The 24373-nt window shown below is 75.3% G+C and carries 24 protein-coding genes; 18 read left to right on the top strand and 6 right to left on the bottom strand.

Annotation, left to right across the window (positions count from 1 at the left end):
• Entirely contained in the window at nucleotides 1-405 is a 405-nt protein-coding gene (locus ACZ6O5_RS05405) for a VOC family protein (protein WP_425791576.1), read from the bottom strand.
• 77 nt (nucleotides 406-482) lie between these two features.
• Between ACZ6O5_RS05405 and ACZ6O5_RS05400 the strand changes: the two genes are divergently transcribed.
• The 11 genes from ACZ6O5_RS05400 to ACZ6O5_RS05350 all read left to right on the top strand — a co-directional run bounded on the left by ACZ6O5_RS05400 (nucleotide 483) and on the right by ACZ6O5_RS05350 (nucleotide 11014).
• On the top strand, nucleotides 483-1277 hold the full coding sequence (locus ACZ6O5_RS05400; RefSeq protein ID WP_465974556.1) for an alpha/beta fold hydrolase: 795 nt from the start codon (nucleotides 483-485) through the stop codon (nucleotides 1275-1277).
• Entirely contained in the window at nucleotides 1270-1839 is a 570-nt protein-coding gene (locus ACZ6O5_RS05395) for a TetR/AcrR family transcriptional regulator (protein ID WP_465974555.1), read from the top strand. The genes ACZ6O5_RS05400 and ACZ6O5_RS05395 overlap by 8 nt, the downstream gene beginning before the upstream one ends.
• Nucleotides 1836-2171 (top strand): YrdB family protein, encoded by a 336-nt coding sequence (locus ACZ6O5_RS05390; RefSeq protein WP_465974554.1) that lies wholly within the window; start codon nucleotides 1836-1838, stop codon nucleotides 2169-2171. Before ACZ6O5_RS05395 ends, ACZ6O5_RS05390 begins: the two co-directional genes overlap by 4 nt.
• A gap of 871 nt (nucleotides 2172-3042) precedes the next feature.
• On the top strand, nucleotides 3043-4458 hold the full coding sequence (locus ACZ6O5_RS05385; RefSeq protein ID WP_465974553.1) for a hypothetical protein: 1416 nt from the start codon (nucleotides 3043-3045) through the stop codon (nucleotides 4456-4458).
• A gap of 49 nt (nucleotides 4459-4507) precedes the next feature.
• Nucleotides 4508-5905, top strand: coding sequence for an efflux RND transporter periplasmic adaptor subunit (locus ACZ6O5_RS05380; protein WP_465974552.1), 1398 nt, complete (start codon nucleotides 4508-4510; stop codon nucleotides 5903-5905).
• On the top strand, nucleotides 5902-6759 hold the full coding sequence (locus ACZ6O5_RS05375; protein WP_465974551.1) for an ABC transporter ATP-binding protein: 858 nt from the start codon (nucleotides 5902-5904) through the stop codon (nucleotides 6757-6759). The genes ACZ6O5_RS05380 and ACZ6O5_RS05375 overlap by 4 nt, the downstream gene beginning before the upstream one ends.
• Nucleotides 6756-7940 (top strand): ABC transporter permease, encoded by a 1185-nt coding sequence (locus ACZ6O5_RS05370; protein ID WP_465974550.1) that lies wholly within the window; start codon nucleotides 6756-6758, stop codon nucleotides 7938-7940. The genes ACZ6O5_RS05375 and ACZ6O5_RS05370 overlap by 4 nt, the downstream gene beginning before the upstream one ends.
• A gap of 191 nt (nucleotides 7941-8131) precedes the next feature.
• The gene (locus tag ACZ6O5_RS05365; protein WP_013288759.1) at nucleotides 8132-8341 is read left to right on the top strand and encodes a helix-turn-helix domain-containing protein; all 210 of its coding nucleotides are present in this window, start codon (nucleotides 8132-8134) and stop codon (nucleotides 8339-8341) included.
• 218 nt (nucleotides 8342-8559) lie between these two features.
• Nucleotides 8560-8661, top strand: a complete 102-nt coding sequence (locus ACZ6O5_RS05360; protein WP_007465623.1) for a 30S ribosomal protein bS22 — start codon at nucleotides 8560-8562, stop codon at nucleotides 8659-8661.
• Between the two features lie 119 nt (nucleotides 8662-8780).
• Nucleotides 8781-9854 (top strand): NAD-dependent epimerase/dehydratase family protein, encoded by a 1074-nt coding sequence (locus tag ACZ6O5_RS05355; RefSeq protein WP_281938308.1) that lies wholly within the window; start codon nucleotides 8781-8783, stop codon nucleotides 9852-9854.
• A 302-nt stretch (nucleotides 9855-10156) separates the two neighbouring features.
• Nucleotides 10157-11014 (top strand): lysophospholipid acyltransferase family protein, encoded by an 858-nt coding sequence (locus ACZ6O5_RS05350; protein WP_281938619.1) that lies wholly within the window; start codon nucleotides 10157-10159, stop codon nucleotides 11012-11014.
• Nucleotides 11015-11022: 8 nt separating this feature from the next.
• Here the strand turns inward: ACZ6O5_RS05350 and ACZ6O5_RS05345 are convergent, their stop codons facing one another.
• The 3 genes from ACZ6O5_RS05345 to ACZ6O5_RS05335 all read right to left on the bottom strand — a co-directional run bounded on the left by ACZ6O5_RS05345 (nucleotide 11023) and on the right by ACZ6O5_RS05335 (nucleotide 14118).
• On the bottom strand, nucleotides 11023-11898 hold the full coding sequence (locus ACZ6O5_RS05345) for an HAD family hydrolase (protein WP_465974549.1): 876 nt from the start codon (nucleotides 11896-11898) through the stop codon (nucleotides 11023-11025).
• A 102-nt stretch (nucleotides 11899-12000) separates the two neighbouring features.
• Nucleotides 12001-12855: a DUF5667 domain-containing protein gene (locus tag ACZ6O5_RS05340; RefSeq protein WP_465974548.1), complete on the bottom strand. Its 855-nt coding sequence runs from the start codon at nucleotides 12853-12855 to the stop codon at nucleotides 12001-12003.
• A gap of 291 nt (nucleotides 12856-13146) precedes the next feature.
• Nucleotides 13147-14118, bottom strand: a complete 972-nt coding sequence (locus ACZ6O5_RS05335) for an ECF subfamily RNA polymerase sigma factor, BldN family (RefSeq protein WP_465974547.1) — start codon at nucleotides 14116-14118, stop codon at nucleotides 13147-13149.
• A 558-nt stretch (nucleotides 14119-14676) separates the two neighbouring features.
• On the opposite strand from ACZ6O5_RS05335, the gene ACZ6O5_RS05330 reads away from it, so the two are divergent.
• The 3 genes from ACZ6O5_RS05330 to ACZ6O5_RS05320 are packed head-to-tail and all read left to right on the top strand — an operon-like array spanning nucleotide 14677 to nucleotide 17214.
• The gene (locus tag ACZ6O5_RS05330) at nucleotides 14677-16305 is read left to right on the top strand and encodes an AMP-binding protein (RefSeq protein ID WP_465974546.1); all 1629 of its coding nucleotides are present in this window, start codon (nucleotides 14677-14679) and stop codon (nucleotides 16303-16305) included.
• A complete protein-coding gene (locus ACZ6O5_RS05325) occupies nucleotides 16295-16549 on the top strand; it encodes a glutaredoxin family protein (protein ID WP_465974545.1) in 255 nt (84 codons plus the stop codon). Before ACZ6O5_RS05330 ends, ACZ6O5_RS05325 begins: the two co-directional genes overlap by 11 nt.
• 14 nt (nucleotides 16550-16563) lie before the next feature.
• The gene (locus tag ACZ6O5_RS05320) at nucleotides 16564-17214 is read left to right on the top strand and encodes an HAD family hydrolase (RefSeq protein ID WP_405091342.1); all 651 of its coding nucleotides are present in this window, start codon (nucleotides 16564-16566) and stop codon (nucleotides 17212-17214) included.
• 9 nt (nucleotides 17215-17223) lie between these two features.
• Here the strand turns inward: ACZ6O5_RS05320 and ACZ6O5_RS05315 are convergent, their stop codons facing one another.
• Both ACZ6O5_RS05315 and ACZ6O5_RS05310 read right to left on the bottom strand, forming a co-directional pair.
• Complete coding sequence (locus tag ACZ6O5_RS05315) at nucleotides 17224-17880, bottom strand: LuxR C-terminal-related transcriptional regulator (protein WP_465975032.1); 657 nt, start codon at nucleotides 17878-17880, stop codon at nucleotides 17224-17226.
• A 115-nt stretch (nucleotides 17881-17995) separates the two neighbouring features.
• Nucleotides 17996-19300, bottom strand: a complete 1305-nt coding sequence (locus ACZ6O5_RS05310) for a sensor histidine kinase (RefSeq protein WP_465974544.1) — start codon at nucleotides 19298-19300, stop codon at nucleotides 17996-17998.
• Between the two features lie 389 nt (nucleotides 19301-19689).
• On the opposite strand from ACZ6O5_RS05310, the gene ACZ6O5_RS05305 reads away from it, so the two are divergent.
• Genes ACZ6O5_RS05305 through ACZ6O5_RS05290 form a run of 4 tightly spaced genes read left to right on the top strand, consistent with a single transcriptional unit; the run spans nucleotide 19690 to nucleotide 24372 of the window.
• Entirely contained in the window at nucleotides 19690-20460 is a 771-nt protein-coding gene (locus tag ACZ6O5_RS05305) for a redox-sensing transcriptional repressor Rex (RefSeq protein WP_281938293.1), read from the top strand.
• Nucleotides 20457-21830, top strand: coding sequence for a glutamyl-tRNA reductase (locus ACZ6O5_RS05300; RefSeq protein WP_465974543.1), 1374 nt, complete (start codon nucleotides 20457-20459; stop codon nucleotides 21828-21830). The genes ACZ6O5_RS05305 and ACZ6O5_RS05300 overlap by 4 nt, the downstream gene beginning before the upstream one ends.
• Nucleotides 21827-22795, top strand: coding sequence for a hydroxymethylbilane synthase (gene hemC / locus ACZ6O5_RS05295; protein WP_357298294.1), 969 nt, complete (start codon nucleotides 21827-21829; stop codon nucleotides 22793-22795). Before ACZ6O5_RS05300 ends, hemC begins: the two co-directional genes overlap by 4 nt.
• Nucleotides 22792-24372: a bifunctional uroporphyrinogen-III C-methyltransferase/uroporphyrinogen-III synthase gene (locus ACZ6O5_RS05290; RefSeq protein WP_107162547.1), complete on the top strand. Its 1581-nt coding sequence runs from the start codon at nucleotides 22792-22794 to the stop codon at nucleotides 24370-24372. Before hemC ends, ACZ6O5_RS05290 begins: the two co-directional genes overlap by 4 nt.
• Nucleotide 24373 lies beyond the last annotated feature (1 nt).

Genomic DNA, 24373 nt, shown 5'->3' with positions numbered 1-24373 from the left:
TCAGTCGTTCGACCAGGTCCGGGTGCAGAGCACGAGGCGGTAGCCGTCCGGGTCGGCGAACGTGATCCCCCACCTGTCCCAGTACGGGCCGGCGGAGACCCTGGTCCCGCCGGCCCGTTCCAGTCTCGTCACCAGGCCGTCCTCCACCGGGCCGTCGAGGTAGAGCACGAACAGGTCCTCCTCGGTGGGCCGGGGTTCGACGGTCAGCGTCGCGCCGCCCACCAGTTCCAGGTGCCAGGCCGCGCCGGGGAGGCCGAGCATCACCAGGTCGTGCTCGCCCGGCCCGTCGGGCGCGCCCCGGTAGAGCACGTCCAGGCCCAGGCCGTCGGCCCAGAACCGGACGGCTGCGGCCAGGTCGCGGCTGGGCCGCGCCAGGCGTACGTGGGTGTCGGCGGAGATCGGCATGTCGGTGATCGTCCGACCTCAGGTCGGGTTGAGGTCAAGCGTTGACGCGTGAAGCTAATGCCATTAGCCTTAGGGCTATGACAGTTAGCCAGGTGGTGCGCGACGGCGGGACGATCGCCTACGAGGTGCACGGTGCGGGGCCGCTGGTGGTGCTCGCGCACGGCATGGGGGAGAACCGGGCGGCGTTCCGCCACCTGGTGCCGCTGCTGGTGGCCGCTGGCTACCGGATCGCGTCGATCGACGTCCGCGGGCACGGCGACTCCAGCCCGCACTGGCCCACGTACGCCCCGGCCGAGGTCGGCGGCGACCTGCTCGCCGTGGTGCGCGAGCTGGACGGCGGGCCGGCCACGCTTGTCGGCAGCTCGTCCAGCGGTGCGGCCGTGGTCTTCGCCGCCGCCGACGCACCGGAGCTGGTCGGTGGCATCGTGCAGATCAGCCCGTTCGTGAGCCAGCCGAAGCCGAACCCGGTGATGCGCGCGCTCCAGGCCGCCGTGCTGCGCAGTCCACGGCTGTTCGGGATGTTCCACCGCACGCTCTTCCCCTGCGGGCGGCCGGCCGACGACGCCGCGTACCGGAAGGAACTGGTCGCCAGGCTGCGCGGCCGGATGGACGCGGTGCGCGGCGTGGTCGCGCCGGTCGACCCGCACTGGACCGCGCGGGCCCGCGAGGTGCGGCAGCCGGTGCTGGTGCTGATGGGCACGAAGGACCCGGACTTCCCCGACCCCGGCGCCGAGGCGCGGGCCGCCCGCCGGCAGTTCGCCGTCGCCGAGGCGCGCATGATCGCCGACTCCGGCCACTACCCGCACGCCGACCAGCCCGACGCCACCGCCGCCGACCTGGTCGAGTTCCTGGCGGTGACCGCGCGTGCCTAGGGCCGGCCTGACCCCGGCGACGGTGGTCCGGGAGGCCGCCGTGCTGGCCGACGAGGTCGGCCACGACCGGCTCACCCTGGCCGCGCTCGCCGGCCGGCTCGGCGTCGCGCTGCCCAGCCTCTACAAGCACGTGCGGGGCGTGGACGCGCTGCACCAGAAGCTCGCCGTGCTCGCCACCACCGAGATCGCCGACGTGCTGACCAGCGCCGCCGCGGGTCGGGCCGGCGACGACGCGCTGCGCGCGGTCGCCACCGCCTACCGGGGGTACGCCCGGCGGCACCCCGGCCGCTACCCGGCCACCCAGCGCGCGCCCGACCCCACCGACCCCGAGCACCGGGCCGCCGCCGAACGCGCGGTCGACGCGATCTTCGCGATCCTGCGCGGGTACGGCATCGACGGGGACGCCGCCGTCGACGCCACCCGGATGTTCCGGGCCACCGTGCACGGGTTCGTCACGCTGGAGGCGGCGGGCGGCTTCGGGCTGCCCCGGGACGTCGACCGCTCGTTCGACCGGATGATCGACGGGCTCGACCTCGCGTACCGCGGCTGGCGGTCCCGGTGACGGCCGCGCTGCTGGTCGGCATCTTCCTGCTGGAGTTGGCGCTGCTGGCCGCGGCCGGCTTCTGGGGCTTCACGCTCGACGCGGGTCGGCCGGTGCGGCTGCTCGCCGGCCTGGGCGCGCCGCTGGTCCTGGCCCTGGTCTGGGGGCTGCTCTGCTCGCCCCGCGCCACCGTGCCGCTGCCCGCCCCGGTCAAGCTCGGCGTCCAGGCTGCGTGCTTCCTGGCCGGCGGGACGCTGCTGGCCCTGACCGGCCACCCCGTTGCCGGCGCGGCGCTGGTGCTGTTCTGGTCCCTCACCAAAACGCTCCTGACCCGCGCCGGCAACCCCATCTGACCGCGCTTCCCGCCCGGTGCGGCGGATCTTGGTACGAGGACGCCCTCGGCGGGGCGGATCGGTACCAAGATCTCGGTGAATCCAGCCCGGACGCGATGTCCGGCCCGCTGCCGGGATCTGGTGCGGGGCGGGCACGAAGGGATTACTTGCAGGACTCTTTCCCGGAACGCCCGATTGGTCGTACCCTTCGCCGGTGACCGACGGCGACGAGGAGCCTCCCGGCCGGGCAGCCGACGGCGACGAGTCGTACGTCGGGAACGACGACGCGGGGCAGCACCCTGGCACCGTTGTCGACGAGGCGGTGCCGCGCCCGGCCCCGGCAGCGCAGACCCCGACGGACGACCCGTCCCCGGCGACCCCGTCCCCGCCGGACCCGGCCGCATCCCGACCGGCCGCGTCCGGCTCGCCAGCGGTGACCGCAGGGCCGAGCGCGGCTGTGCCCGAGCCGAGCGCTGCTGTGCCCGAGTCGAGCGCGGAGGGCGGCGCCGACGCGAGCACCGCCGTGACCTCCGAGGCGAACGCATCCGGCCCCGCCGTGACGGCGGCCCTGCCTGTGCCGAACCCCGTCGGTGCCGCCGCGAAGCCGGCCGCCGCGGACCTGATCCCGACCCCCGCCGTCCCGACCCCCGCCGTCCCGACCCCCACCGCCCCGACCCCCACCGCCCCGGCGTCAACCGCGCCGGAGTCGCCGGACACGGCACCGCCTGCCCCGACCATCCCTGCCTCGGCGTCAACCGCGCCGGAGTCGCCGGGCGCGGCACCGCCTGACACGGCATCAGCCGTGCTGGAGTCGCCGGACACGGCAGCGCCTGCCCCGGCACCGGTAGCCCCGGAGTCGCCCGACACAGCGCCGACCGGGCCGGCACCGACGGTGCCAACGATCACCGCGCCAACGATCACCGCGCCAACGACGACCGCGTCAACGACGACCGGGGCGGCGTCGGGTGCGGGCGGGCCGGACGTCGCCCCGCCCGCCCCGCTCACCCCGACGGCGGGGCAGGCGGCCGTCGTACCCGTCGAGCCCGCCCCGGCCCTGGCGACCGGGACGCGGCGGCGGTGGCCGCTCTGGACCGTGCTCGGGCTGGCCCTGGGGCTGGTCGCGGGCGCGGTGCCCGGCGTACTCCTGCGGCAGCTCGCGCCGGACGCGGCCGGCCAGCAGACGGCGGGCCGGGAGGCGCCCGGTACGGCGGCCGAGCGGCAACTCGCCGCGCGGATGGTCGCGCAGCTCGACCGGCAGGGCAGCGCGCTGCTGCGCGGCGACAAGGCCGGCTTCCTCGCCGTGGCGGAGCCGAGCGCGCGGCCGGCGCTCACCCGGCGGTACGCGGCGCTGCGGGCGCTCCGGGTCACGACGTGGCGGCCCGGCACCGAACGGGTGCCGGTGGCGGTGGACGGGCAGCCCGGTCAGTGGCGGCTGGCCGTGACGGTGGGCTACTGCTTCGTGGTGCCGGGTTGCGCGCCGAGCACGGCGGAGCTGGGCACCCGGTGGCGGCTGGTGGGGGAGGAGCCACGGCTGGTGGCGGTGGAGCCGTCCCGGACGGACCCGACCGGCGTACGCCCGTGGGAGGTGGACGACCTGGCTGTGGCGGTCGGCAAGCGGGCGCTGGTGGCCACCACGCCGGCCCAGCGGGCCAAGCTGCCCGGCCTGCTCGCCCGCGCCGAGGCCGCCGCCCGGGCCGCCGACCGGTACGCGGTCGGCCCGCCGCCCGACCGGTACCTGGTCTACTACGCCGGTCGGGCCGAGTGGCAGCGCTGGTACGGCGGTGGCCGGCCGAAGTGGACCGCCGGTTACGCGGTGGGTGTCGGCGGTGGCCGCCACGACGTCGTGCTCAACGCGCAGAGCCTCGCCCCGGCCGGCGTCGACGACCTGCTCCGGCACGAGTTGACGCACGCCGCCTCGCTGCCCGACCAGGGCTACGCGGACCGCGCGGACTGGTGGCTGGTGGAGGGGCTGGCCGAGTACGCCGGCACGGACGGCCAGCCGGCGGACCGCTACGAGGGGCTGGCCGAGGTGCACAAGCTGCTCCGGGGCGGGTGGTCCGGCCGGCTGGACGCGGTGGCGCCGGCCGACGACGCGACCGACGACCGGGTCGGCGGCGCCTACGGCGTCGGGTACCTGGCGGTGCGCCACCTGGTCGACAGGTACGGCGAGCAGCGGGTGCTGGACTTCTTCCGGGCCGTGGTGCACCAGCGCCGCGCCCCGGACGAGGCCGCCGACGAGGTGTTCGGCGATCCGTGGCCGGCGCTGCACGACGACTGCGTCGCCTACGTCCGGTCGGCCGCCGGCTGAGCGGCGGCCCGACGCGCCGAGGCGTCGACACCGGTCGACGGGTCGTAGCATGGGCCGGGTGGCCCGCACCCCCTCGCCGCGGCTGCCCGCGGCCCGCCGCCCCCGTCTCGTCACCGCCCTTCTCGCCGCCGTCGCGCTGACCGGCACCACCGCCGCCAGGTGCGGCGACGACACCCCCGCGGTCAGCGTCGCCGCCGTGGGGCGCGCGCCGGTCACCGAGGTGATCGATGCGCCGGCCACCGTCACCGCGCGGGCCGCGGCGACGCTCACCGCCCCCGCCGACGGCACGGTGGCCGCCCTGAAGGTCCAGCCCGGACAGCGGGTCACCCGGGGCCAGGTGCTCGCGGTGATCGACTCGCCGTCCGCGCGGGAGCGCCTCGCCCGGGCGCGGGACGCGCTGCGCGCCGCGAAGCGGGCCGGCCGGGGGGTCGGCGTCGGCGACCTGGGCGGCAACCGGCGTGGCACCGACCGGGCCGCCGACGAGGCGTTCGCCGCCGCGCGGGCCGCCGCCGGCAAGGTCGGCGACCCGCAGGCCCGGGCCGCGCTGCTGCTCCAGGTCGAGTCCGCGCAGCGGCAGTACGCGTCGGCCGCCCGCGCCGCCGACCGCGCGGTCGCCGCCGTGCAGCGCGGTGTGGCGGGCCTGAACAGCGCCGTCGGCGCGTTGTCGGCCGCGCAGCGCCTCCAGGCCCAGCAGGCGTACGACCTGGCGAAGGCGACCGTCGACGCGTTGACGCTGCGCGCCCCGATCGCCGGCGTGGTGCAGCCGGGCGGCACCCGCGCGGCGACGCCTACCGACCTGGCCGGGTTGCTCGGCGCGGCCGGCGGCGCGGGGGTGCCCGGCCTCGACCCGTCGGCGTTGGGCGCGGCCGGGTCGGGTGGTGGCCCGCCGGCCGGGGTCGACGACGCGGTGCCGGCCGGTGGCCGGGTCACCGCCGGCACGCCGGTGCTCACCGTGGTGGACATCGGCCGCTTGGGCCTGCTCGCCGAGGTGGACGAGACGGACGTGCTGCTGGTCCGCGCCGGGGTGCCCGCCTCGGTCGAGCTGGACGCGGTGACCGGCGCGACGTACGAGGCGACGGTCCGTTCGGTCGACGTGCTGCCCACCAGCTCGGCGCGGGGCGGTGTCACCTACCGGGTCCGGCTCGACCTGGGCGCCGGCCGGCTCGGCGAGGAGGCCGCCCCGGCGCCCCGTCCGGGCATGAACGCGGTGGTCCGGCTCCGGGTCCGGGAGGCGACGGACGCGGTGGCGGTGCCGGCCTCGGCGGTCTTCTCCGCCGACGGGCGGGACGCGGTCTGGGTGCTGCGGGGCGGCCGGGCGGACCGGGTGCCGGTGACCGTCGGCGTGCAGGGCCAGGATCTGGTGCAGATCGTCGACGGGGTGCGGGCCGGCGACCGGGTCGTGGTGCGCGGCGCCGACCAGGTGCGCGACGGTCAGGAGCTGCCGTGACCGTCGCCGCGGTCGAGGCGGTCGACGTCTCCCGCGCGTACGAGCTGGACGGGGTGTCGGTGTCCGCGCTGCGCGGTGTGTCGCTCACCATCGACCAGGGCGAGTACGTGGCGGTGATCGGGCCGTCCGGCTCCGGCAAGTCCACGCTGATGCACCTGCTGGGCGGGCTGGACCGGCCCACCGGCGGTCGGTTGGTGATCGGTGGCCGGGACGTGGCCACGCTGACCGCGCCGGAGCTGGCGACGCTGCGCAACGAGACGATCGGCTTCGTCTTCCAGGCGTTCCACCTGCTGGCCCGGACGTCCGCGGTGGACAACGTGGCGCTGCCGCTCGTCTACCGGGGCGTCGGGGCGCGGCAGCGGCGGGAACGGGCGGCGGCGATGCTCGGCCGGGTCGGGCTGGGGCACCGGCTGCACCACCGGCCGAACCAGCTCTCCGGGGGCGAGCAGCAGCGGGTGGCGATCGCCCGGGCGCTGGTCACCGAGCCGGCGGTGCTGCTCGCCGACGAGCCCACCGGCAACCTGGACAGCGTCACCGGCGAGGCGGTGCTGGAGCTGCTGGAGCGGTTGAACGCGGAGTCCGGGGTGGCGCTGGTGATGGTGACGCACGACCAGGAGGTGGCGGCCCGCGCACGTCGGCGGATCGCGGTCCGGGACGGGCTGATCCGGTCCGACACCGCTCATGATCGACCGGGGTCGGACGACCCGGACGGACCTGCGACACTGGGTCCCGCTCCCAGCGCGGAGCCCCGGTCCGCGTCCGGAAGCGGCCCGGGGCACCCGTCCGGTGGCTCCGGTGGCGCCACCGGAGCCACCGGACGCCTTCCGCGTGCCGGCGACGGGGCGGCCCGGTGAGGGTGGCCGAGGCGTGGCGGGTGGCGCTGGACGCGCTGCGCGCCAACCGGATGCGCAGCCTGCTGACCATGCTCGGCGTGATCATCGGGGTCGCCTCGGTGGTGATCCTGGTGGCCATCGGCACCGGCACGAAGCGGCAGGTAGAGCAGCAGGTCGAGGGGCTCGGCTCGAACCTGCTGCTGGTGGTGCCCGGAAAGATCGAGGTGGGCACCGCGCCGGTGGTGTCGCCGCTGGACCTCAAGGACGTCGACGCCGTCTCCCGGGTGGTCGGCGATCCCGGCCGGGTGGCCGTGACGGTGGCCTCCGGCGCGACCGCGCGGGCCGGCAACCGGTCCGACTTCACCACCGTGCAGGGCGTGCTGGAGACCACCCCGTCGGTGTTCACCCGGTCGCTGGCCCGGGGCCGCTACCTGTCCGGGGCCGACGTGGACACCAGCCGCCGGGTGGCGGTGCTCGGCGCGTCGGTGGCCCGGTCGCTCTTCCCCGACCGTGATCCGCTCGGCCAGCAGGTCACGCTGGCCGGCGTACGGTTCCGGGTGATCGGCGTCTTCGCCCCGCTCGGGCAGAGCCTCGGCGTGGACCGGGACGACGAGGTGCACGTCCCGGTGACCGCCGCGCAGCGGCTGTGGGGCACCCAGCGGATCGACGGCATCGCGGTCAAGGCGCCGGACCGGGAGCGGATCGACCAGCTCGGCGAGCGGATCGTCGCGGAGCTGTCCCGCCGGCACCCGGACACCGAGTTCAGCGCCGTCACCCAGCAGCAGATCCTCGGCGTGCTCGGCGACATCCTGGGCGTGCTCACCGGCGTGCTGGCCGCGATCGCCGGCATCTCGCTGCTGGTCGGCGGCGTCGGCGTCTCCAACATCATGCTGGTCTCGGTACGCGAGCGCACCCGCGAGATCGGCCTGCGCAAGGCGGTCGGTGCCCGGCCCCGGGACATCGGCGTGCAGTTCCTGCTGGAGGCGGTGCTGCTCACCTCGATCGGTGGCCTGACCGGGATGGCGCTCGGGGTGGGCACCGCGCTGCTGGTCGACGCGTTCTCCCCGATCCCGGCGGCGATCACCTGGTGGTCGCTGGCGCTGGCGTTCGGCGTCTCGGCGGCGGTGGGCATCGTGTTCGGCGTGGTGCCGGCGCAGCGGGCCGGCCGGCTCGATCCGGTGGTGGCGTTGCGCGCCGAGTAGGCGATCCGGACGCGCCACCCGTCCGGGCGAAAAAGCCCCGGCGGACGCCCGCCCGGCCATGATCAAAGGACGGAAGGGATCGCGCAGGTCACAGCCGTCCCGCTACCGTACTCATTACACGCGCGTCGCTCGTCGAGGCGGGAGCACCTGCCCGGTGGCACGCGCCGGGCACGGGAATGGGTCGGTGAGCCATGGCCGGGTCGCAGTCCGACGCACGGCTGTCGGATGTCAGGTTCCTGACCGTCGCCGAGGTGGCAACGGTCATGCGGGTCTCCAAGATGACGGTCTACCGTCTCGTGCACAGTGGTGAGCTGACCGCGGTGCGGGTCGGTCGATCGTTCCGGGTGCCCGAGCACGCCGTGCACGAATATCTCCGAGGCGCGTTCCAGGAGTCCGCCTGAGCCTCGGCGACGCCAGCCGAGTGCGACGAAAAGGGGCATCGACGGGGGCGCGTTGGTCCTGCTGACGCACTCCGGCTACCCTGGAGCCCGACCGTGATCGCTCCTGGTGTGCCCGGCCCACCACGCTGGTCCGGTCCGTTGTCCGCAAGCGGGCAGGGTGCCACCGCGTTGGTGGTGCCTCCCGGTCCGCCCCGCACGTTGCATCGAAAGGCTGTCGTATGGGCTCGGTGGTCAAGAAGCGCCGCAAGCGCATGGCTAAGAAGAAGCACCGCAAGCTGCTGCGCAAGACCCGCGTCCAGCGTCGCCGTCTCGGCAAGTGACCGGGGCCGGGCGCTGACCCGGCACCGGCACCACTTGCCAACTGTCGACCCTCGGAGGCTCAGGTGATCAGGCCGCGGACGTTCCGGCTCGATCCTGCCTGCCGCGCAAGGCGCACGACATGACCCCCGGTGGCACCTCCGGTGCCCCGGGGGTCGTCGTCGTCACCGGGGTCGGCCGGTTCCTCGGCGCCAACCTCGCCGCCCGGCTCGCCGCCGACCCACGCATCGAGCGGGTCATCGGCGTCGACCCGGCCCCGCCGAACCCCGAGCTGGCCGACCTGCTCTCCGACGTCGAGCTGGTCCGGCTCGACCTCGACTCGCTCGGCGGTCTCCTGATCGACCTCGACGTCGACGCCGTGGCGCATCTGGCGCTGGTCACCGCGCCCGACCCGCAGCACGGCGGTCGGGCGGCGATGAAGGAACAGAACGTCATCGGCACCATGCAGCTGCTCGCTGCCGCCCAGCGCGCGCCGCGCCTGCGCCGGCTGGTGGTCCGCTCGTCGACCGCCGCGTACGGGGTGTCGTTCCGCGACCCGGCCGTCTTCACCGAGGAGACCGAGCCGCGCGAGGTGCCGCGTGGCGGGTTCGGCCGCGACATCCTCGACATCGAGGGGTACGTTCGCGGCTTCCGCCGTCGCCGGCCCGACGTCACCGCCACCGTGCTGCGCTTCGCGCCGTTCATCGGCTACACGGCCGACACCACGCTCACCCGCTACTTCGCGCAGCCGGTGGTGCCCACCATCTTCGGCCGCGACCCGCGCCTCCAGTTCCTGCACATCGACGACGCGCTGACGGTGCTGCACCGGTCGGTCGCCGAGGAGCACCCGGGGACGTTCAACGTGGCCGGTCCGGGCGTGCTGTCGCTCTCGCAGGCCATCCGCCGGGCCGGCCGGGTGGCCGTGCCGGTGCTGGAGCCGGGCCTGGCCGGGGTGGCCGCGGTCGCCCGCACCCTGGGCTTCGGCCGGTACGGCCTGGACCAGGTCGACCTCTTCGTGCACGGTCGGGTGGTGGACACCACCCGGCTGGAGCGTGAGTTCGGCTTCACCCCCCGCTCGACCGCCGCCGCCTTCGACGACTTCGTCCGCGCCCACCACGGCGGGGTGGTGGTGACCCGCGACCAGCTCGCCGCGGCCGAGCAACTGGTGCTGGAGAGCATCCGGCAGGTCCGCTCGACCGTTCGGGAGCGCTCGTGAGCAGCACACCGGAGCGGTGGGACGCCCGCTTCGACATACCCCCGACCGGGCCCGGGCCGGACGCGGAGCCGGCGCGGCGCAACGGGCACCGGCCGGTCACCGCGCCGGCCGCCCGACCGCCCGCGCCCCCGGAGCCGGCCGACGAGCCGGACACCTCCGCCGACGAGCCGACCACCCGCCCGGTCGCGAAGAAGACCGTGGCGAAGAAGGCCGTGGCGAAGAAGGCGGTCGCGAAGAAGGCAGTGGCGAGGCAGGCGACGGCGGAGAGCGCCACCCCCGGGACCGGCCCGTCCGGGCCGGCGGTGGGGGACCGGCCCGGCGACCAGTGGGACCGCCGGGTCGCGCGAGGGCTCGCGTTCCTGCGCCGCCGGCTCGCCGGGGACTACGAGGTGGACGAGTTCGGCTTCGACCCGGACCTCACCGACGCGGTCTTCCACCCGTTGGTCCGGGTGCTCTACCGGGACTGGTTCCGCACCGAGGTCGGCGGCCTGGAGCACGTGCCGGCCGAGGGCGCCGGCCTGGTGGTGGGCAACCACTCCGGCACCGTGGCGCTGGACGCGCTGATCCTCTCCGCGGCGCTGCACGACCGGCATCCGAGCCACCGCTACCTTCGCCTGCTCGGCGCCGACCTGGTCTTCCGGATGCCCGTGGTGTCCGAGCTGGCCCGCAAGACCGGTGGCACGGTCGCCTGCAACCCGGACGCCGAACGGCTGCTCGGCAACGGCGAGCTGGTCGGCGTGTTCCCGGAGGGCTTCAAGGGCATCGGCAAGCTCTACTCCGACCGCTACAAGCTCCAGCGCTTCGGCCGGGGCGGCTTCGTCTCCGCCGCGCTGCGCACCGGCACGCCGATCGTGCCGGTGGCCATCGTCGGCGGCGAGGAGATCTATCCGATGCTCGCCGACATCAAGCCGCTCGCCCGGCTGCTCAAGCTGCCGTACTTCCCGGTGACGCCGACGTTCCCCTGGCTGGGCCCGCTGGGCATGGTGCCGCTGCCGAGCAAGTGGCTGATCGAGTTCTGCCCGCCGATCCCGACCGCGCACCTGCGGGACTCCGCGGACGACCCGCTTGTCGTGTTCAACCTCGCCGACCAGGTGCGGGAGACCATCCAGCAGACGCTGCACAAGCTGCTCGAACGCCGTCCGGACCCGTTCGGCCCCTGAGCGCCGGGTCAGGCGCGCTGGCGGCGGCGGTGCAGGGCCAGCCCGGCGGTCACCGCGCCGGCGAGCAGCCCGGCGGCGGCGGTCGAGGGCACGGCGATGCGGACGGCCCGACGGCCGGTGCGGAAGTCACGGACCTCCCAGCCCCGCTCCCGGGCCCGCCGCGACAGCGCCGGGTCGGGGTTGACCGCGACCGCGCGGCCCACCGCGGACAGCATCGGCAGATCGTTGGCGGAGTCGCTGTAGGCCGCGCAGCGGGTCAGGTCCAGCCCTTCCACGGCGGCGAGCTGGGTGACCGCCTCCGCCTTCGCCGGCCCGTGCATCAGATCGCCGACCAGCCGGCCGGTGTACGCCCCGTCGACCACCTCGGCCACCGTGCCGATCGCGCCGGTCAGGCCGAGTCGGGCCGCGATCACCCGGCCGATCTCCACCGGGGCGGCGCTGACCAGCCAGACCCGCTCGCCCGCGTCGAGGTGACGCTGGGCCAGCCGGCGGGTGCCGGCCCAGATGCGCGGCGCCATCAGCTCGTCGAAGATCTCCTCGGTGAGCCGCTCCACGTCGTCGACCCGCCAGCCAGGCACGAAGGCGAGCGCGGCCTCCTTCGCCTGGGACATGGTCCCGGCGTGCTCGGTGGCGAGCAGCCGGAACCGGGCCTGCTGCCAGGCGAACCGGGCCAGGTCACCGGCGGTGAAGTAGTTCCGGGCGGCCAGCCCGCGGGCGAACCAGTAGATCGACGCGCCCTGCATCATCGTGTTGTCCACGTCGAAGAACGCGGCGGCCGTCGGGTCCGGCGCGATCGTGGTCGCGGGTGCCGCCGGGGTCTCCGCCCAACCGGCGGTGTGCCCGTGGACGTCGGTGCTGACCGTCACCTTGCGGGACCCGGTCACCGCGACCTCCCTCCCTCGACGACCCTGGTACGCGTGCCGCGTCCACCGTATCCGGCGTCTCGTGACGGTCGGGTGTCCGTCGGGGGAAGTGTGGCCGCGCGCTCAGCGTTCGCCGGGGCAGGTGGCCGGCGCCGGCCCGAGCGTGTCGCTGGCGGTCGGCGCGGGCAGCCCGCAGGCGATCGTCTCGCGCAGCGCGTCGGCGCGTCGGCCGGCGGCGTCGAGCAGGGCCAGCGAGCGGCGGGTGCGGTCCCGGTCGGCGTGGTCGGGCCGGGCGAGCAGGCCGCTGACCACCCGGCGCTGACCGGCGAGGAACGTGTCCACGGCGTCCAGCGCGGTCGGGTCGGCGCGTTGCGCGGCCACCGTGGTCAGCAGGCGTACGCCCTGGCGGGTGTCTGCGTCCATGTCGTCCAGGACGGCGCTGAAGCCGAGCCGGTCGTCGCGGACCGTGGCGGCCTCGTCGAGCCGGGTCCGGGCGAAGTCGAGGAAGAGCTGACCGCGGCTGATGTCCGAGCTGGCCAGGGCGAGCTGGGCGCGTTCGGTGGAGCGCTTCATGCCGTACAGCGCGTCGCCGGGCAGCGCGTTCTCGCTGGCGGCGGAGATGCCGGAGAGGGCGATCGCGCCGGCGGCCACGCCGACCAGGATCGCGCCCCGGGCCCGCGCCCGGCGGCCGGTGATGGCGGGTAGCAGCGCGCCGAGCCCGCCGGCGCCGGCGTCGGTGGTGGCGGGGACGCCCTCCCGTTCGGCGGTGGCCACCAGCATCGCGCGCAGGCCGGTGCGGAAGTCGGCGTCGACCTCGACGGTGGGCCGCTCGACGGTGAGCCGACGGGTCACTCCCACGAGCGCGGTGAGTTCGCCGTCGGCGCGGGACCGGACGTGGTGTCGGCGTCCGCCGTTGGCCTCGTCGAGGAGTTGCGCGAAGCGCTCGGCTCGCCGACCGGAGAAGAGGTCGCTGTCCACTGCGGGCACCCCCTCTCGCTGGTCACGGCCGGGCGGCCGTCGTCGTCACCAGCGACCCGTGGCAGCATGTGGCCGAGTGCCGACCGGGACGGCCGACCTGACCCGCCGGACCGGGTGGGCCCGGGGGACGCCGGGACAACCACTGGTCGCACCCGGAGAAACGGTTCGCGCCGGTCGCCGGTTACGGGCCGTTCGGGGGCGAAATAACCGGGTGTGACGGGGGTCGCGGGCGGGCCGGGGCGCGCGTCAGCCACCGGCGTCGGGCCGGTGGCGGGACGGGGATGCGGCGGGTCAGGCCTGGAAGCCGTCGGGCAACAGTCGGGCCAGCGCCCGTACCGCCCGGTACTGCAGCGCCTTGATGGCGCCCTCGTTCTTGCCCATGGCACGGGCCGTCTCGGCGACCGAGAAGCCCTGCAGGAACCGGAGCACGATGCACTCCTGCTGCTCCGGGTTGAGCTGCTTGACGGCGGTGAGCAGGGCGACGTTGGTGATGTGCTCGACCACCGCCGCCTCCGGGCTGCCCTCCGGGCCGCGGTCCTCCCGGTCGGCGTCGAGGACGTCGCCGGTGGTCACCTCCAGCCGGTAGCGCCCGGACTTGAAGTGGTCGGCGACCAGGTTGCGGGCGATGGTGACCAGCCAGGCGCCCAGGTCACGCCCCTGCCAGGTGAAGCTGCCGATGCGTTTGAGGGCCCGCAGGAACGTGTCGGAGGTGAGGTCCTCGGCGAGTTGGCGGTTGCCGACCCGGAAGTAGACGAACCGGAAGACGGTGTCGACGTACCGGTCGTAGATCAGGCCGAACGCCTCGGACTCGCCGGCCTGCGCCCGCTCGACGAGCGTCCAGACCTCGGTGGCCGGGTCGGACGGGTCGGGGCGGCTGGGAAAGCCGGTGGCCGACGTGGCGGCCGGGACGGCCGGCAGCACCGCGGTGTCGCCGACGGTCACCACCGGTAGCACCGCGGTCTCGGCGCCGGCGGGCTCGGCGCTGGGCGCCGCGTCACCGCGGCGGGCCTGGGCCGGCGGGACGGCCGGGCGGGGCGGAGCGCCGACGCGCCCGGCGGCGGGTTTCGCGTTGCCGCCGGGGGACGCCGGGCGCAGCGGCGCCTCGTTGCCGTGGTGCGCGCGGCTGCGGGTCCGTCTTGCCTCGCCGCTCAGCGCGAGCAGGCCGTCCGCGCGTGGCGCGGGCTCGGCGCGCTCGTTGAGCGGGTTCCGCTGGGTCGGGCCGGTCACCCCGGCCGGCCGTTCCGCGTAACCGAACGTGGTCACCGTGCCTCCCCGGTCCAGATGGGCAGCGACCTCGCCGGGCGCCGGTGCGGCGCTGCGGGGCCGGGCGCGACCCGGTGGGGCGCGGCCGGTGCGGGACGTGTCGGCGGGCGGCACGTACCGTTGAGGTGCTGGTCCAATGCGCTCACGGGCACGGGGGCCTCCTCGGGCTGAGGGGTGTCGACTCACGGCAAATGGGTGAGCCGACCCGAGTGATGATAGGCCCAACGTCACCCGCGCGTGGCAAGTCCGTTACACAGAGCGGAAGTATTTCCCGCGTGGTCGCACTCCTGCCGGACCGGTTGTCCGTCGCTCGTGGTTGACTTTCGTGCGGCAACCTGGTCCGCAGTGGAAGTCCAGGTCGAGGCCGATTTTTCGGCCGCCCGGCGTGTCGTGAGCGCGGTTCGTGAATCCGTCTCCAGTCACGCCCCCGCAGCCCGTGAAGATCACGCTCCCACTCATGGGAATCGCGTCCACTGTCAATTGCGGCCTCACCCGGCGGACCCGGGCGGCGCTCGGGGGCATGGCCCGGCGCACCCCGCTGTGCCAGACTCAGCCACCGTGCAGGACGCCGCCGACAGCACCGCGCCGAACCTCGCCGACCGCCTCCGCCGGGCCGCCACCGACCACGGCGGCCGGGTCGCGTTGCACTGGCGCGACACCACGCTCACCTGGTCCGCGCTGGACGCCGCGGTCACCGCCACCGCCCACGCGCTGCGCGCCGCCGCGCCGTCGGCGGACCGCACGCCACACCCGCCCCGGGTGGCGATCGGCTTCGGCAACACCCCCGACTTCGTGGTCACCTACCTGGCCACGCTCCGCGCCGGCCTGGTCGCCGTGCCGGTCAACCCCACGCTGACCGGCCGGGAACTGCGGCACGTGCTCGCCGACTCCGGAGCCGCCGTCCTGGTCGGCGCCGCCGACGTGACCGCCCGGGTGGACCCCGCCGACCTGCCCGCGCTGCGCACGGTGCACACCGTCCCGCCGGTCGCCGACGACGACGCCCCGGCCCGGTTCCCGACGCGGGACGGGGACGACCTGGCCGTACTGCTCTACACCTCGGGCACCGAGGGCCGGCCCAAGGGCGCGATGCTGTCGCACCGGGCGCTGGCCGCCAACCACGCCCAGGCCGACCGGATCGACCCCCCGGTGGTCGGGCCCGACGACACCGTGCTGCTGGCGCTGCCGCTGTTCCACGCGTACGGGCTGAACGCCGGGCTCGGGGCGGTGCTGCACCACGGCGCCACCGGCGTGCTCGTCGACGAGCCCGGCCCGACCGGGGCGCTCGACGAGATCGCCCGGCACCGGGTCAGCGTGCTGCTCGGCGTACCGTCGATGTTCCTGACCTGGGCCGAGGCGGCCGGCGACCCGAGCGCGGCGCTGGCCGGGGTGCGGGTCGCGGTCTGCGGCGCGGCACCGCTGCCGCTGCCCGTCGGGGCGCGCTTCACCGAGCTGACCGGGCATCCCGTGCACGTCGGCTACGGGCTCACCGAGACCGCGCCGGTGCTCACCTCCACGCTGGTCGGCGGTGAGCCGAAACCCGGCTCGATCGGCCGCCCGCTGCCCGGCGTCGAGCTGCGCCTGGTCGGCTCCGACGGCGACGAGCTGTGGCGCGACGGGGTGCCCGCCGCCGAGACCGACGACGACGGGATGGACCTCACCGACGACCCGGTCGGCACCGACCCCGGGCAGATCGTGGTGCGTGGCGCGAACCTGTTCGCCGGCTACTGGCCCGACGGGCGGGGCGGGCCCGGCCCGGACGGCTGGTGGGCCACCGGCGACGTGGCGTACGCCGACGGCGACGGCGACCTGTTCCTGGTCGACCGACTCGGCGAGCTGATCCTGGTCAACGGCTTCAACGTCTACCCGCACGAGGTCGAGTCGGTGCTCCAGGCGCACCCCGGGGTGGCCGAGTCGGCGGTCCTGGGCGTGCCGCACCTCCGGACCGGCGAGACTGTGCGGGCGTACGTGGTGCGCGCGGCCGGCTCGTCGGTGACGGCGGCGGAGCTGCTCGCCCACTGCGCGCGTAACCTGGCCCGGTTCAAGTGCCCGACCGCCGTCGAGTTCGTCGACGCGCTGCCGTACTCGGCGATCGGGAAGGTCCGCAAGACCGAGCTGCGCCCGGCGCCCGTGGTGCCGTCGCCGGCACCGCCGACCGAGACCCGCACGGAGGTACCCGATGTCCAGTGACGCGAGGCTCATCCTGATCACCCGGCCCGGCTGCCACCTCTGCGCGGACGCGAAGGCGGCGCTCGACCGGGTGGTGGCGGTCACCGGCGACCGCTGGGTGGAGAAGGACGTGAGCGGCGACGTCGAGCTGGAACGCGACTACGGCGACCGGCTGCCGGTGGTGCTGCTCGACGGCAAGGAGCACGGCTACTGGCGGGTCGAGGAGGACCGGCTGCTGCGGGACCTGACCACCCCGCAACTGTGAACTATGGTGCTCGGGTGACGGCTACGCGGCGCCACCTGGTGTGGGACTGGAACGGCACCCTGCTCGACGACCTCGACCTGGTGGTGCGCGCCACCAACGTGGCGTTCGCCAGCGCCGGCGGTCCGGCGGTCAGCGCGGACGAGCACCGGGTGCGGTTCCGCCGGCCGATCGCCGACTACTACGCGGAGATGCTCGGCCGGGCGGTCGACGCCGAGGCGTTCGGCGCGCTCGACCGGATCTTCCACGACGCGTACCGGGCCGGGCTGACCAGTTGCGCGCTGGCCGCCGACGCCACCGCCGCGATCGCCGCCTGGCCGGGCAGCCAGTCGCTGCTGTCCATGTGGTTCCACGACGAGCTGGTGCCCACCGTGCACACGTACGGGCTGACCCCGCACTTCAGCCGGGTGGACGGGCTGCGCGCCGCGGTCGGCGGCGGGCCCAAGGCCGAGTGGCTGGAGAAGCACCTGGCCGAACTGGGGCTGGCCGGCGCCGACGTGGTGCTGATCGGTGACTCGCTCGACGACGCCGACGCGGCCACCTCGGTCGGCGGCGCGGCCGTCCTCTACACCGGCGGCCTCTCCGACCCGGCCCGGCTGCGCGCCAGCGGTCACCCGACCGCCGACACCCTCACCGAGGCGGTCACGCTGGCCCGCGCGCTGCGCTGAGCCGGCGCGTCAGGCGCGGAGGTGGGCCAGGACGGCCAGCACGCGGCGGTGGTGGGTGGTGGCGTCCGGCGGCAGGTCGAGCTTGGTGAAGATGTTGCGGACGTGCTTCTCCACCGCGCCGTCGCTCACCACCAGGGCGCGGGCGATGGCGGTGTTGGAGCGGCCCTCGGCCATCAGCGCCAGCACCTCGCGCTCGCGCGGGGTCAGCGCGGCCAACGGGTCGTCGCGTCGCCGCCGCACCAGCAGTTGGCTGATCACCTCCGGGTCCAGCACGGTGCCGCCGGCGGCCACCCGGGCCAGCCCGTCCAGGAACTCGTCGATCGCGGCCACCCGGTCCTTGAGCAGGTAGCCGATGCCGCCGCCGGCGCCGCCCGCGGTGTCCAGCAGGTCGTCGGCGTACGACACCTCGACGTACTGGGACAGCACCAGGATCGGCGTGCCCGGCACCCGGCGACGGGCCTCCACCGCGGCGCGCAGCCCCTCGTCGGTGTGCGACGGCGGCATCCGCACGTCCACCACCGAGATGTCCGGCCGGTGCGCCACCACGGCGTCGACAAGCGCGTCCCCGTCGCCGACGGCGGCCACCACCTGGTGCCCGAACTCGGTCAGCAGCCGGATCAGCCCCTCCCGGAGCAGCACGGCGTCGTCCGCGATCACCACCCGCATGGGTCCGGTGTCTACCACGTCCGGGTCCCACCGCGCGGCCTCGACGCGGCGCGGCGCGTCGTCGGCGGCCGTCACCGGGGCGGTTCGGCGGGTCGCCGGGCCGGGCGGCGGGCGGTCACCGGGGCAGCTCGGCGTGGATCCGGGTCGGCCCGCCGGCCGGGCTGTCCACCTCCAGCGTGCCGCCGGCCGCCCGGACCCGGTCGGCGATGCCGCTGAGCCCGTGTCCCTTGGCCAGGTGCGCGCCGCCGACCCCGTCGTCGGCGACGGTGATCTCCAGTCGGCCCACCTTCCGGGTCACCTCCACCCGGCAGGCGTCGGCCCGGCTGTGCTTCGCGACGTTGGTCAGCGCCTCGGCCACCACGAAGTAGGCGGTGCTCTCCAGGCCCGGGTCGAGCCGGCCGCCGGTGGTGCCCAGGTCGTCGTCGACGAGCAGCTCGGTCGGCGCCAGCGCCCGGGCGGCGAGCGCGGCGAGCGCGCTGGGCAGCCCTCGGTCGACCAGGATCGGCGGCGCGATGCCCCGGGAGAGCGCGCGCAGCTCGTCGAGCGTCTCCCGGGTCTGGGCGACCGCCTCGTCCAGCGTGCGCCGGGCCGCCTCCGGGTCGGCGGCGAGCTGGTGGCGGGCCCGGCCCAGGTCCATGGCGAGCCGGACCAGGCGTTGCTGCGGCCCGTCGTGGATGTCCCGCTCCAACCGGCGCAACGCGGACGCCTCGGCCGAGGCGGCGGCCCGCTTCTGCTCCTCCAGCGTGACGATCCGCTGCCGCATCTCGGCCACGCCGGTGAGCAGCGAGTACGCCAGGCCGCCCTGGATCCGGGCCAGGGCACGGGCAACCAGCGGGAGGGTGAGGAGCGCGAACAGGCCGATGGCGGTGTTCAGCGCGATCCGCGCGCCCGTGCCGTCGCCCATGCCGAGGAGCTGGCTGAGGTCCTGGTCGTCCGGCCCGCGCGGGATGGCCCAGTCGTACCCGCCGTAGAGCGTGCCGGTCAGCGCCAGCGCCCACCAGACCACCATCAGCACGAACGTGGGCAGGGTCACCAGCAGCCGCAGGAACGCGTGCAGCAGGTCGAGCCAGGACTGCGGGTCGCGGATCGGGGTGAACACCCGCCGCCAGAACCGGGCGCCGCGCCCGGGGGTCAGGTAGACGGGGCGGACCCGGGGCCGGCCGAGCACGCCGGGGAGCCGGAGCCGTTCCAGGTCGGCCAGCCCGCGCGCCGCGTAGAGCACGCCGGCCAGGACCGGCAGGCCGAGCGTGGTGACCAGCAGCCCGACGCCGAGTGAGATCCCCGCCACGGCGAGCACGAACCCGACGATCGCCAGCGGCAGGCTGAAGAGCACGTAGCCGGTGTCGTGGGCGAGTCGCCGGAACAGGCTCCGGACGGGCGAGGAGGGAACGGGTGCGGTGGCCAACGGCGCGGCGGTCATGGTTCGAGGCTATGGGCGCGGTCCCGGCCGGCCCATCCCGTACGCCGGCCGGTCGGGGGTGGGGTTCTCCCCACCCGGCACGTGAGAAGCGCCTCGCCGCGTTGGCTGCGGAGCGTTACCGCACGCACGCGATTGGTCAGAGAAGTCGGGATTGAGCAATAATCGCCTCGCGCCACCGAGGAGCGCGGTTGATCGATCTTGTAGGAATGGAGGGGCAGGTGGAGCCGCATCGCGAGTCATCAAGATCGCGATTTGTGCACCTCTTCACAAGCGCCTACTCTGTAGTTCCGACGCGCCCTGCTAGCACAGCCGGCAACATCGGTCGCCAGCGGGAGTCCCGAAACGGCCGGCCCCCGTCGCCGGTCGAGGATCGCACCGCACGGAGTCTCATGAGTCAGCACCGTCCCCCTGGCGCGCCCGGCCGCACCGGTGCCGTACCGGCGCTTCCGGACCTGCCCGAGGCGACCGTGTCCCGGCTCCCGGAATACCTGCGTGCGCTGCACGCGCTCGCCGAATCCGGTCACGAGACCGTGTCCAGCGAGGGCCTGGCCAGCGCCGTCGGCGTCAACTCCGCCAAGCTCCGCAAGGACCTGTCCCACCTCGGCTCGTACGGCACCCGCGGCGTCGGCTACGACGTCGCGCTGCTGATCGACCAGATCGAGTCGGTGCTCGGCCTCACCCAGTGCCGGGCCGTCGCGCTGGTCGGCGTGGGTAATCTCGGTCACGCCCTGGCCGGCTACGACGGCTTCGCCAGCCGCGGCTTCCGGATCGCCGCGCTGCTCGACGCCGACCCGTCCCGCGTCGGCGAGCGGATAAACGGGCTGGTCGTCCGGCACGTGGACGAGTTGTCCCGGGTGGTCGCCGAGGAGACCATCTCGATCGGCGTGATCGCCACCCCGGCGCCGGCCGCCCAGGCGGTCGCCGACGAGCTGGTCGCCGTCGGCGTGACGAGCATCCTCAACTTCGCGCCGTGCGTACTCTCGGTCCCGGAAGGGGTCGACGTGCGCAAGGTCGACCTCGCGATCGAGCTGCAGATCCTGTCCTTCCACGAGCACCGCAAGGCGTCGCTGACCGCGCTGCCCGCCACCGGCGGGTCCGCGCTCACCGCCCTGCCCGGCGGGCTCGCGACCACCGACACCCAGGAGGCGATCGGCACGTGAAACTGCTCGTCGTCGGCGCGTCCTACCGCACCGCCCCGGTCGCCGTCCTGGAGCAACTGGCCGTCCCACCCGCGGATCTCACCCGCACGCTGGACCGGCTGGTCGCCCAGCCGTACGTCGCCGAGGCCGTGCTGGTCTCCACCTGCAACCGGGTGGAGGTCTACGCCGCCGTCGCCGGCTTCCACGGTGGGCTCGGCGACATCTGCGCGGTCCTGGCCGAGCAGGCCGGCTGCCCGCCGGCGGCGCTCGCCCCGCACCTGTACGTGCACTACGACGCCGCCGCCGTGGACCACGTCTTCCGGGTCGCCGCCGGGCTGGACTCCATGGTGGTCGGCGAGGCGCAGATCCTCGGTCAGCTCCGCGACGCCTACCACTTCGCCGGCGGCGCCGACTCCGCCGGCCGGCTGCTGCACGAGCTGATGCAGCAGGCGCTGCGGGTCGGCAAGCGGGCCCACGCCGAGACCAACATCGACCGGGCCGGGCAGAGCGTGGTCACCGCCGCGCTCGACCTCGCCGCCGGCCTGCTCGACAGCGACCTGACCGGCCGACCCGCCATGGTGGTCGGCGCCGGGGCGATGGGTTCGCTGAGCGTGGCCACGCTGTCCCGGCTGGGCGCCGGCCCGCTCACCGTCACCAACCGGGGGGCCGCCCGCGCGGTCCGGCTCGCCGAGTCGTACGGCGCCACCGCCGTGCCGATGGCCGAACTGGTCGACGCGCTCTCCACGGTGGACATCGTGGTCGCCGCCACCGCCGCCGCCGAGCCGGTGCTCACCCGCGACGTGGTGACCCGGGCGCTGGCCCGCCGCGACGCCGACCGGGGCCCGCTGGTCCTGCTCGACCTGGCCGTCCCGCGCGACGTCGAGGCCGGCGTCGCCGAGCTGCCCGGCGTCGAGGTGATCGACATCGACCGGATGGCCGCCGTCCTGGCCGACGGGCCGGCCGCCGCCGACGCCGCCGAGGTGGCCCGCATCGTCGCCGGTGAGGTCGAGGCGTTCCTGACCTGGCTGCGCGGCGCCGACGTGGCGCCCACCGTGGCCGCGCTGCGCGGGCGCGCCGACGACGTGGTCAGCGCCGAGCTGCGCCGGCTCGGCCAGCGCCGTCCCGACCTCAGCGACGACCAGCGTGCCGAGGTGGCCCGCACCGTGCACCGGGTCGTGCAGCGACTGCTGCACCAGCCGACCGTACGGGTCCGCCAGCTCGCCGCCGAGCCCGGCGGCGACCAGTACGCGGCCCTGCTGCGCGAGCTGTTCGACCTGGAGGTGCCACAGACGTCCCCGGTCGACACCGTCCCCGACGTGGTCGCCACCGACACCGACGGCCGGCCGTCCTTCGACGCGGCCGACGTCCCGCCCACCGGAGGTGCGCGATGACCGCCCCCCTGCGCCTCGGCACCCGGGGCAGCGTCCTGGCGCTGGCCCAGTCCGGCCACGTCGCCGAGGCCCTCACCGCGGCCACCGGCCGCCCGGTCGAGCTGGTCGAGGTGGTGACCGCCGGGGACCGCTCCACCGCCCCGGTACAGCGGCTCGGCGTCGGCGTCTTCGTCTCCGCGCTGCGGGACGCGCTGACCGCCGGCGAGATCGACTTCGCCGTCCACTCGTACAAGGACCTGCCCACCGCGGCGGCGCCCGGCCTGCACATCGCGGCCGTGCCGCCCCGGGAGGACCCGCGCGACGCGTTGGTCGCCACCGGCGGCCGGACGCTCGCCGAGCTGCCGCCCGGCGCGCTGATCGGCACCGGCGCGCTGCGCCGGATCGCCCAGTTGCACGCGCTGGGCATGCAGTTCGAGGTCACCCCGATCCGGGGCAACATCGACACCCGGCTCGGCCGGGTGCTCGGCCCGGACGCCGACCTCGACGCCGTCGTGCTGGCCCGGGCCGGGCTCACCCGGATCGGCCGCGCCGACGTCATCACCGAGACGCTCGACCCGATGCTCATGTTGCCCGCGCCCGCCCAGGGCGCGCTGGCCGTCGAGTGCCGGGCCGACGACCACGACCTGGTCGAGCTGCTCGCGCGGCTCGACCACGCACCGTCCCGCGCCGCGGTCACCGCGGAACGGGCGCTGCTGGCCACCCTGGAGGCCGGGTGCAGCGCACCGGTGGCCGCCTACGGCGAACTCGCCGAGGGTGAGACCGGTGAGGAGATCTACCTGCGCGGTGCGGTGATCAGCCCGGACGGTTCCCGTGACCTCCGACTGTCCCGCACCGGAACGCCCGCCGACGCGGCGGAGATCGGCAAGGCACTCGCCGCCGAACTCCTCGAACTCGGCGCCGACTCGATCCTCGGCCAAGAAGGACACGCCGGCCCGGGGACCCAGCAACTTGGGAGCACAGAATGACCCGCACCCGTAAGCCCGTAGGCCGGATCGCTTTCGTCGGGGCCGGCCCCGGCGACCCGGGCCTGCTGACCCGCCGGGCGCTCGACGCCCTGGTCGAGGCCGACCACGTGGTGTACGACCGGGGAGTCCCCGAGTCGCTGCTGACCCACGTCCGCGCCCAGGCCCGGCCCGACGCCGAGTTCAGCCCCGCCGAGGGTGTGCCCGGCGACGTGGCGAAGGTGCTGATCTCCGCGGCCCGCTCCGGGCAGAACGCCGTGCACCTGGTGGCCGGTGACCCGTTCGGCCACGACTCGGTGGTCAAGGAGGTGCAGGCGGTGGCGCGTACCGCCGCGCACTTCGAGGTGGTGCCGGGCGTCGGCCAGGCCGAGGGCGTCGCCACCTACGCGGGCGTCCCGTTGCCGGGCGTGCGCACCGCCGCCGACGTCGAGGACGTCAACACGCTGGACTTCGACGCGCTCGCCACGGCGGTGGGCCGGGGTTCGCTGGCGCTGGCCGTGGACGCCGGTGACCTGGCCGCCGTCCGGGACGGGCTGCTGGCCGCCGGCGTCGACGGCGCCACCGGGGTCGGGGTGACCGGCGACGGCACCGGCGAGACGCAGTACACCACCACGTCGACCGTGGACTCCTTCGTCGCGGCGGCGCTCGGCTTCACCGGCCGTGTCGTGCTCACCGTCGGCGCGGGCGTCGCCGACCGCGACAAGCTGAGCTGGTGGGAGAACCGCCCGCTGTACGGCTGGAAGGTGCTGGTGCCCCGCACCAAGGAGCAGGCCGGCGCGATGAGCGCGCGGCTGCGCGCGTACGGGGCGATCCCGTGCGAGGTGCCGACCATCGCGGTCGAGCCGCCGCGTACCCCGGCCCAGATGGAGCGGGCAGTCAAGGGCCTGGTCGACGGCCGGTACGCCTGGGTGATCTTCACCTCGGTGAACGCGGTCCGGGCGGTCTGGGAGAAGTTCGGCGAGCACGGCCTGGACGCCCGGCACTTCGGCGGCGTCAAGATCGCCTGCATCGGCGAGGCGACCGCCGACGCGGTCCGCGCGTTCGGCATCCAGCCGGAGCTGGTCCCCGCCGGCGAGCAGTCCTCCGAGGGCCTGCTGGCCGAGTTCTCGCCGCACGACGAGATCCTCGACCCGGTCGGCCGGGTGCTGCTGCCGCGCGCCGACATCGCCACCGAGACGCTCGCGGCCGGGCTCACCGAGCGCGGCTGGGAGGTCGACGACGTGACCGCGTACCGCACCGTGCGCGCCGCGCCGCCGCCGGCCGAGATCCGCGACGCGATCAAGTCGGGCGGGTTCGACGCGGTGCTCTTCACCTCGTCCTCCACCGTCCGGAACCTGGTCGGCATCGCCGGGAAGCCGCACGCCCGTACCGTTGTTGCTGTCATCGGGCCCAAGACGGCGGAGACCGCGACGGAGTTCGGCCTGCGGGTCGACGTGCAGCCGCCGCACGCCTCGGTGCCCGACCTGGTGGAGGCGCTCGCCGCCTACGCCGTCGAGCTGCGCGAGAAGCTCGCCGCCATGCCGGCGAAGCAGCGCCGCGGCTCGAAGGTGCAGGGCCCGACCGCCCTGAGGTTCCGCTGAC

Source organism: Micromonospora sp. NPDC049201 (genome assembly GCF_055586805.1).
This window is presented reverse-complemented; position numbering and strand designations above follow the sequence as displayed.

Coding starts and splice junctions, on each gene's coding strand:
- ACZ6O5_RS05405 (WP_425791576.1), bottom strand. CDS start 405: ATGCCGATCTCCGCCGACACCCACGTACGCCTGGCGCGGCCCAGCCGC.
- ACZ6O5_RS05400 (WP_465974556.1), top strand. CDS start 483: ATGACAGTTAGCCAGGTGGTGCGCGACGGCGGGACGATCGCCTACGAG.
- ACZ6O5_RS05380 (WP_465974552.1), top strand. CDS start 4,508: ATGGGCCGGGTGGCCCGCACCCCCTCGCCGCGGCTGCCCGCGGCCCGC.
- ACZ6O5_RS05365 (WP_013288759.1), top strand. CDS start 8,132: ATGGCCGGGTCGCAGTCCGACGCACGGCTGTCGGATGTCAGGTTCCTG.
- ACZ6O5_RS05360 (WP_007465623.1), top strand. CDS start 8,560: ATGGGCTCGGTGGTCAAGAAGCGCCGCAAGCGCATGGCTAAGAAGAAG.
- ACZ6O5_RS05355 (WP_281938308.1), top strand. CDS start 8,781: ATGACCCCCGGTGGCACCTCCGGTGCCCCGGGGGTCGTCGTCGTCACC.
- ACZ6O5_RS05325 (WP_465974545.1), top strand. CDS start 16,295: ATGTCCAGTGACGCGAGGCTCATCCTGATCACCCGGCCCGGCTGCCAC.
- ACZ6O5_RS05315 (WP_465975032.1), bottom strand. CDS start 17,880: ATGCGGGTGGTGATCGCGGACGACGCCGTGCTGCTCCGGGAGGGGCTG.
- ACZ6O5_RS05310 (WP_465974544.1), bottom strand. CDS start 19,300: ATGACCGCCGCGCCGTTGGCCACCGCACCCGTTCCCTCCTCGCCCGTC.
- ACZ6O5_RS05305 (WP_281938293.1), top strand. CDS start 19,690: ATGAGTCAGCACCGTCCCCCTGGCGCGCCCGGCCGCACCGGTGCCGTA.
- hemC (WP_357298294.1), top strand. CDS start 21,827: ATGACCGCCCCCCTGCGCCTCGGCACCCGGGGCAGCGTCCTGGCGCTG.
- ACZ6O5_RS05290 (WP_107162547.1), top strand. CDS start 22,792: ATGACCCGCACCCGTAAGCCCGTAGGCCGGATCGCTTTCGTCGGGGCC.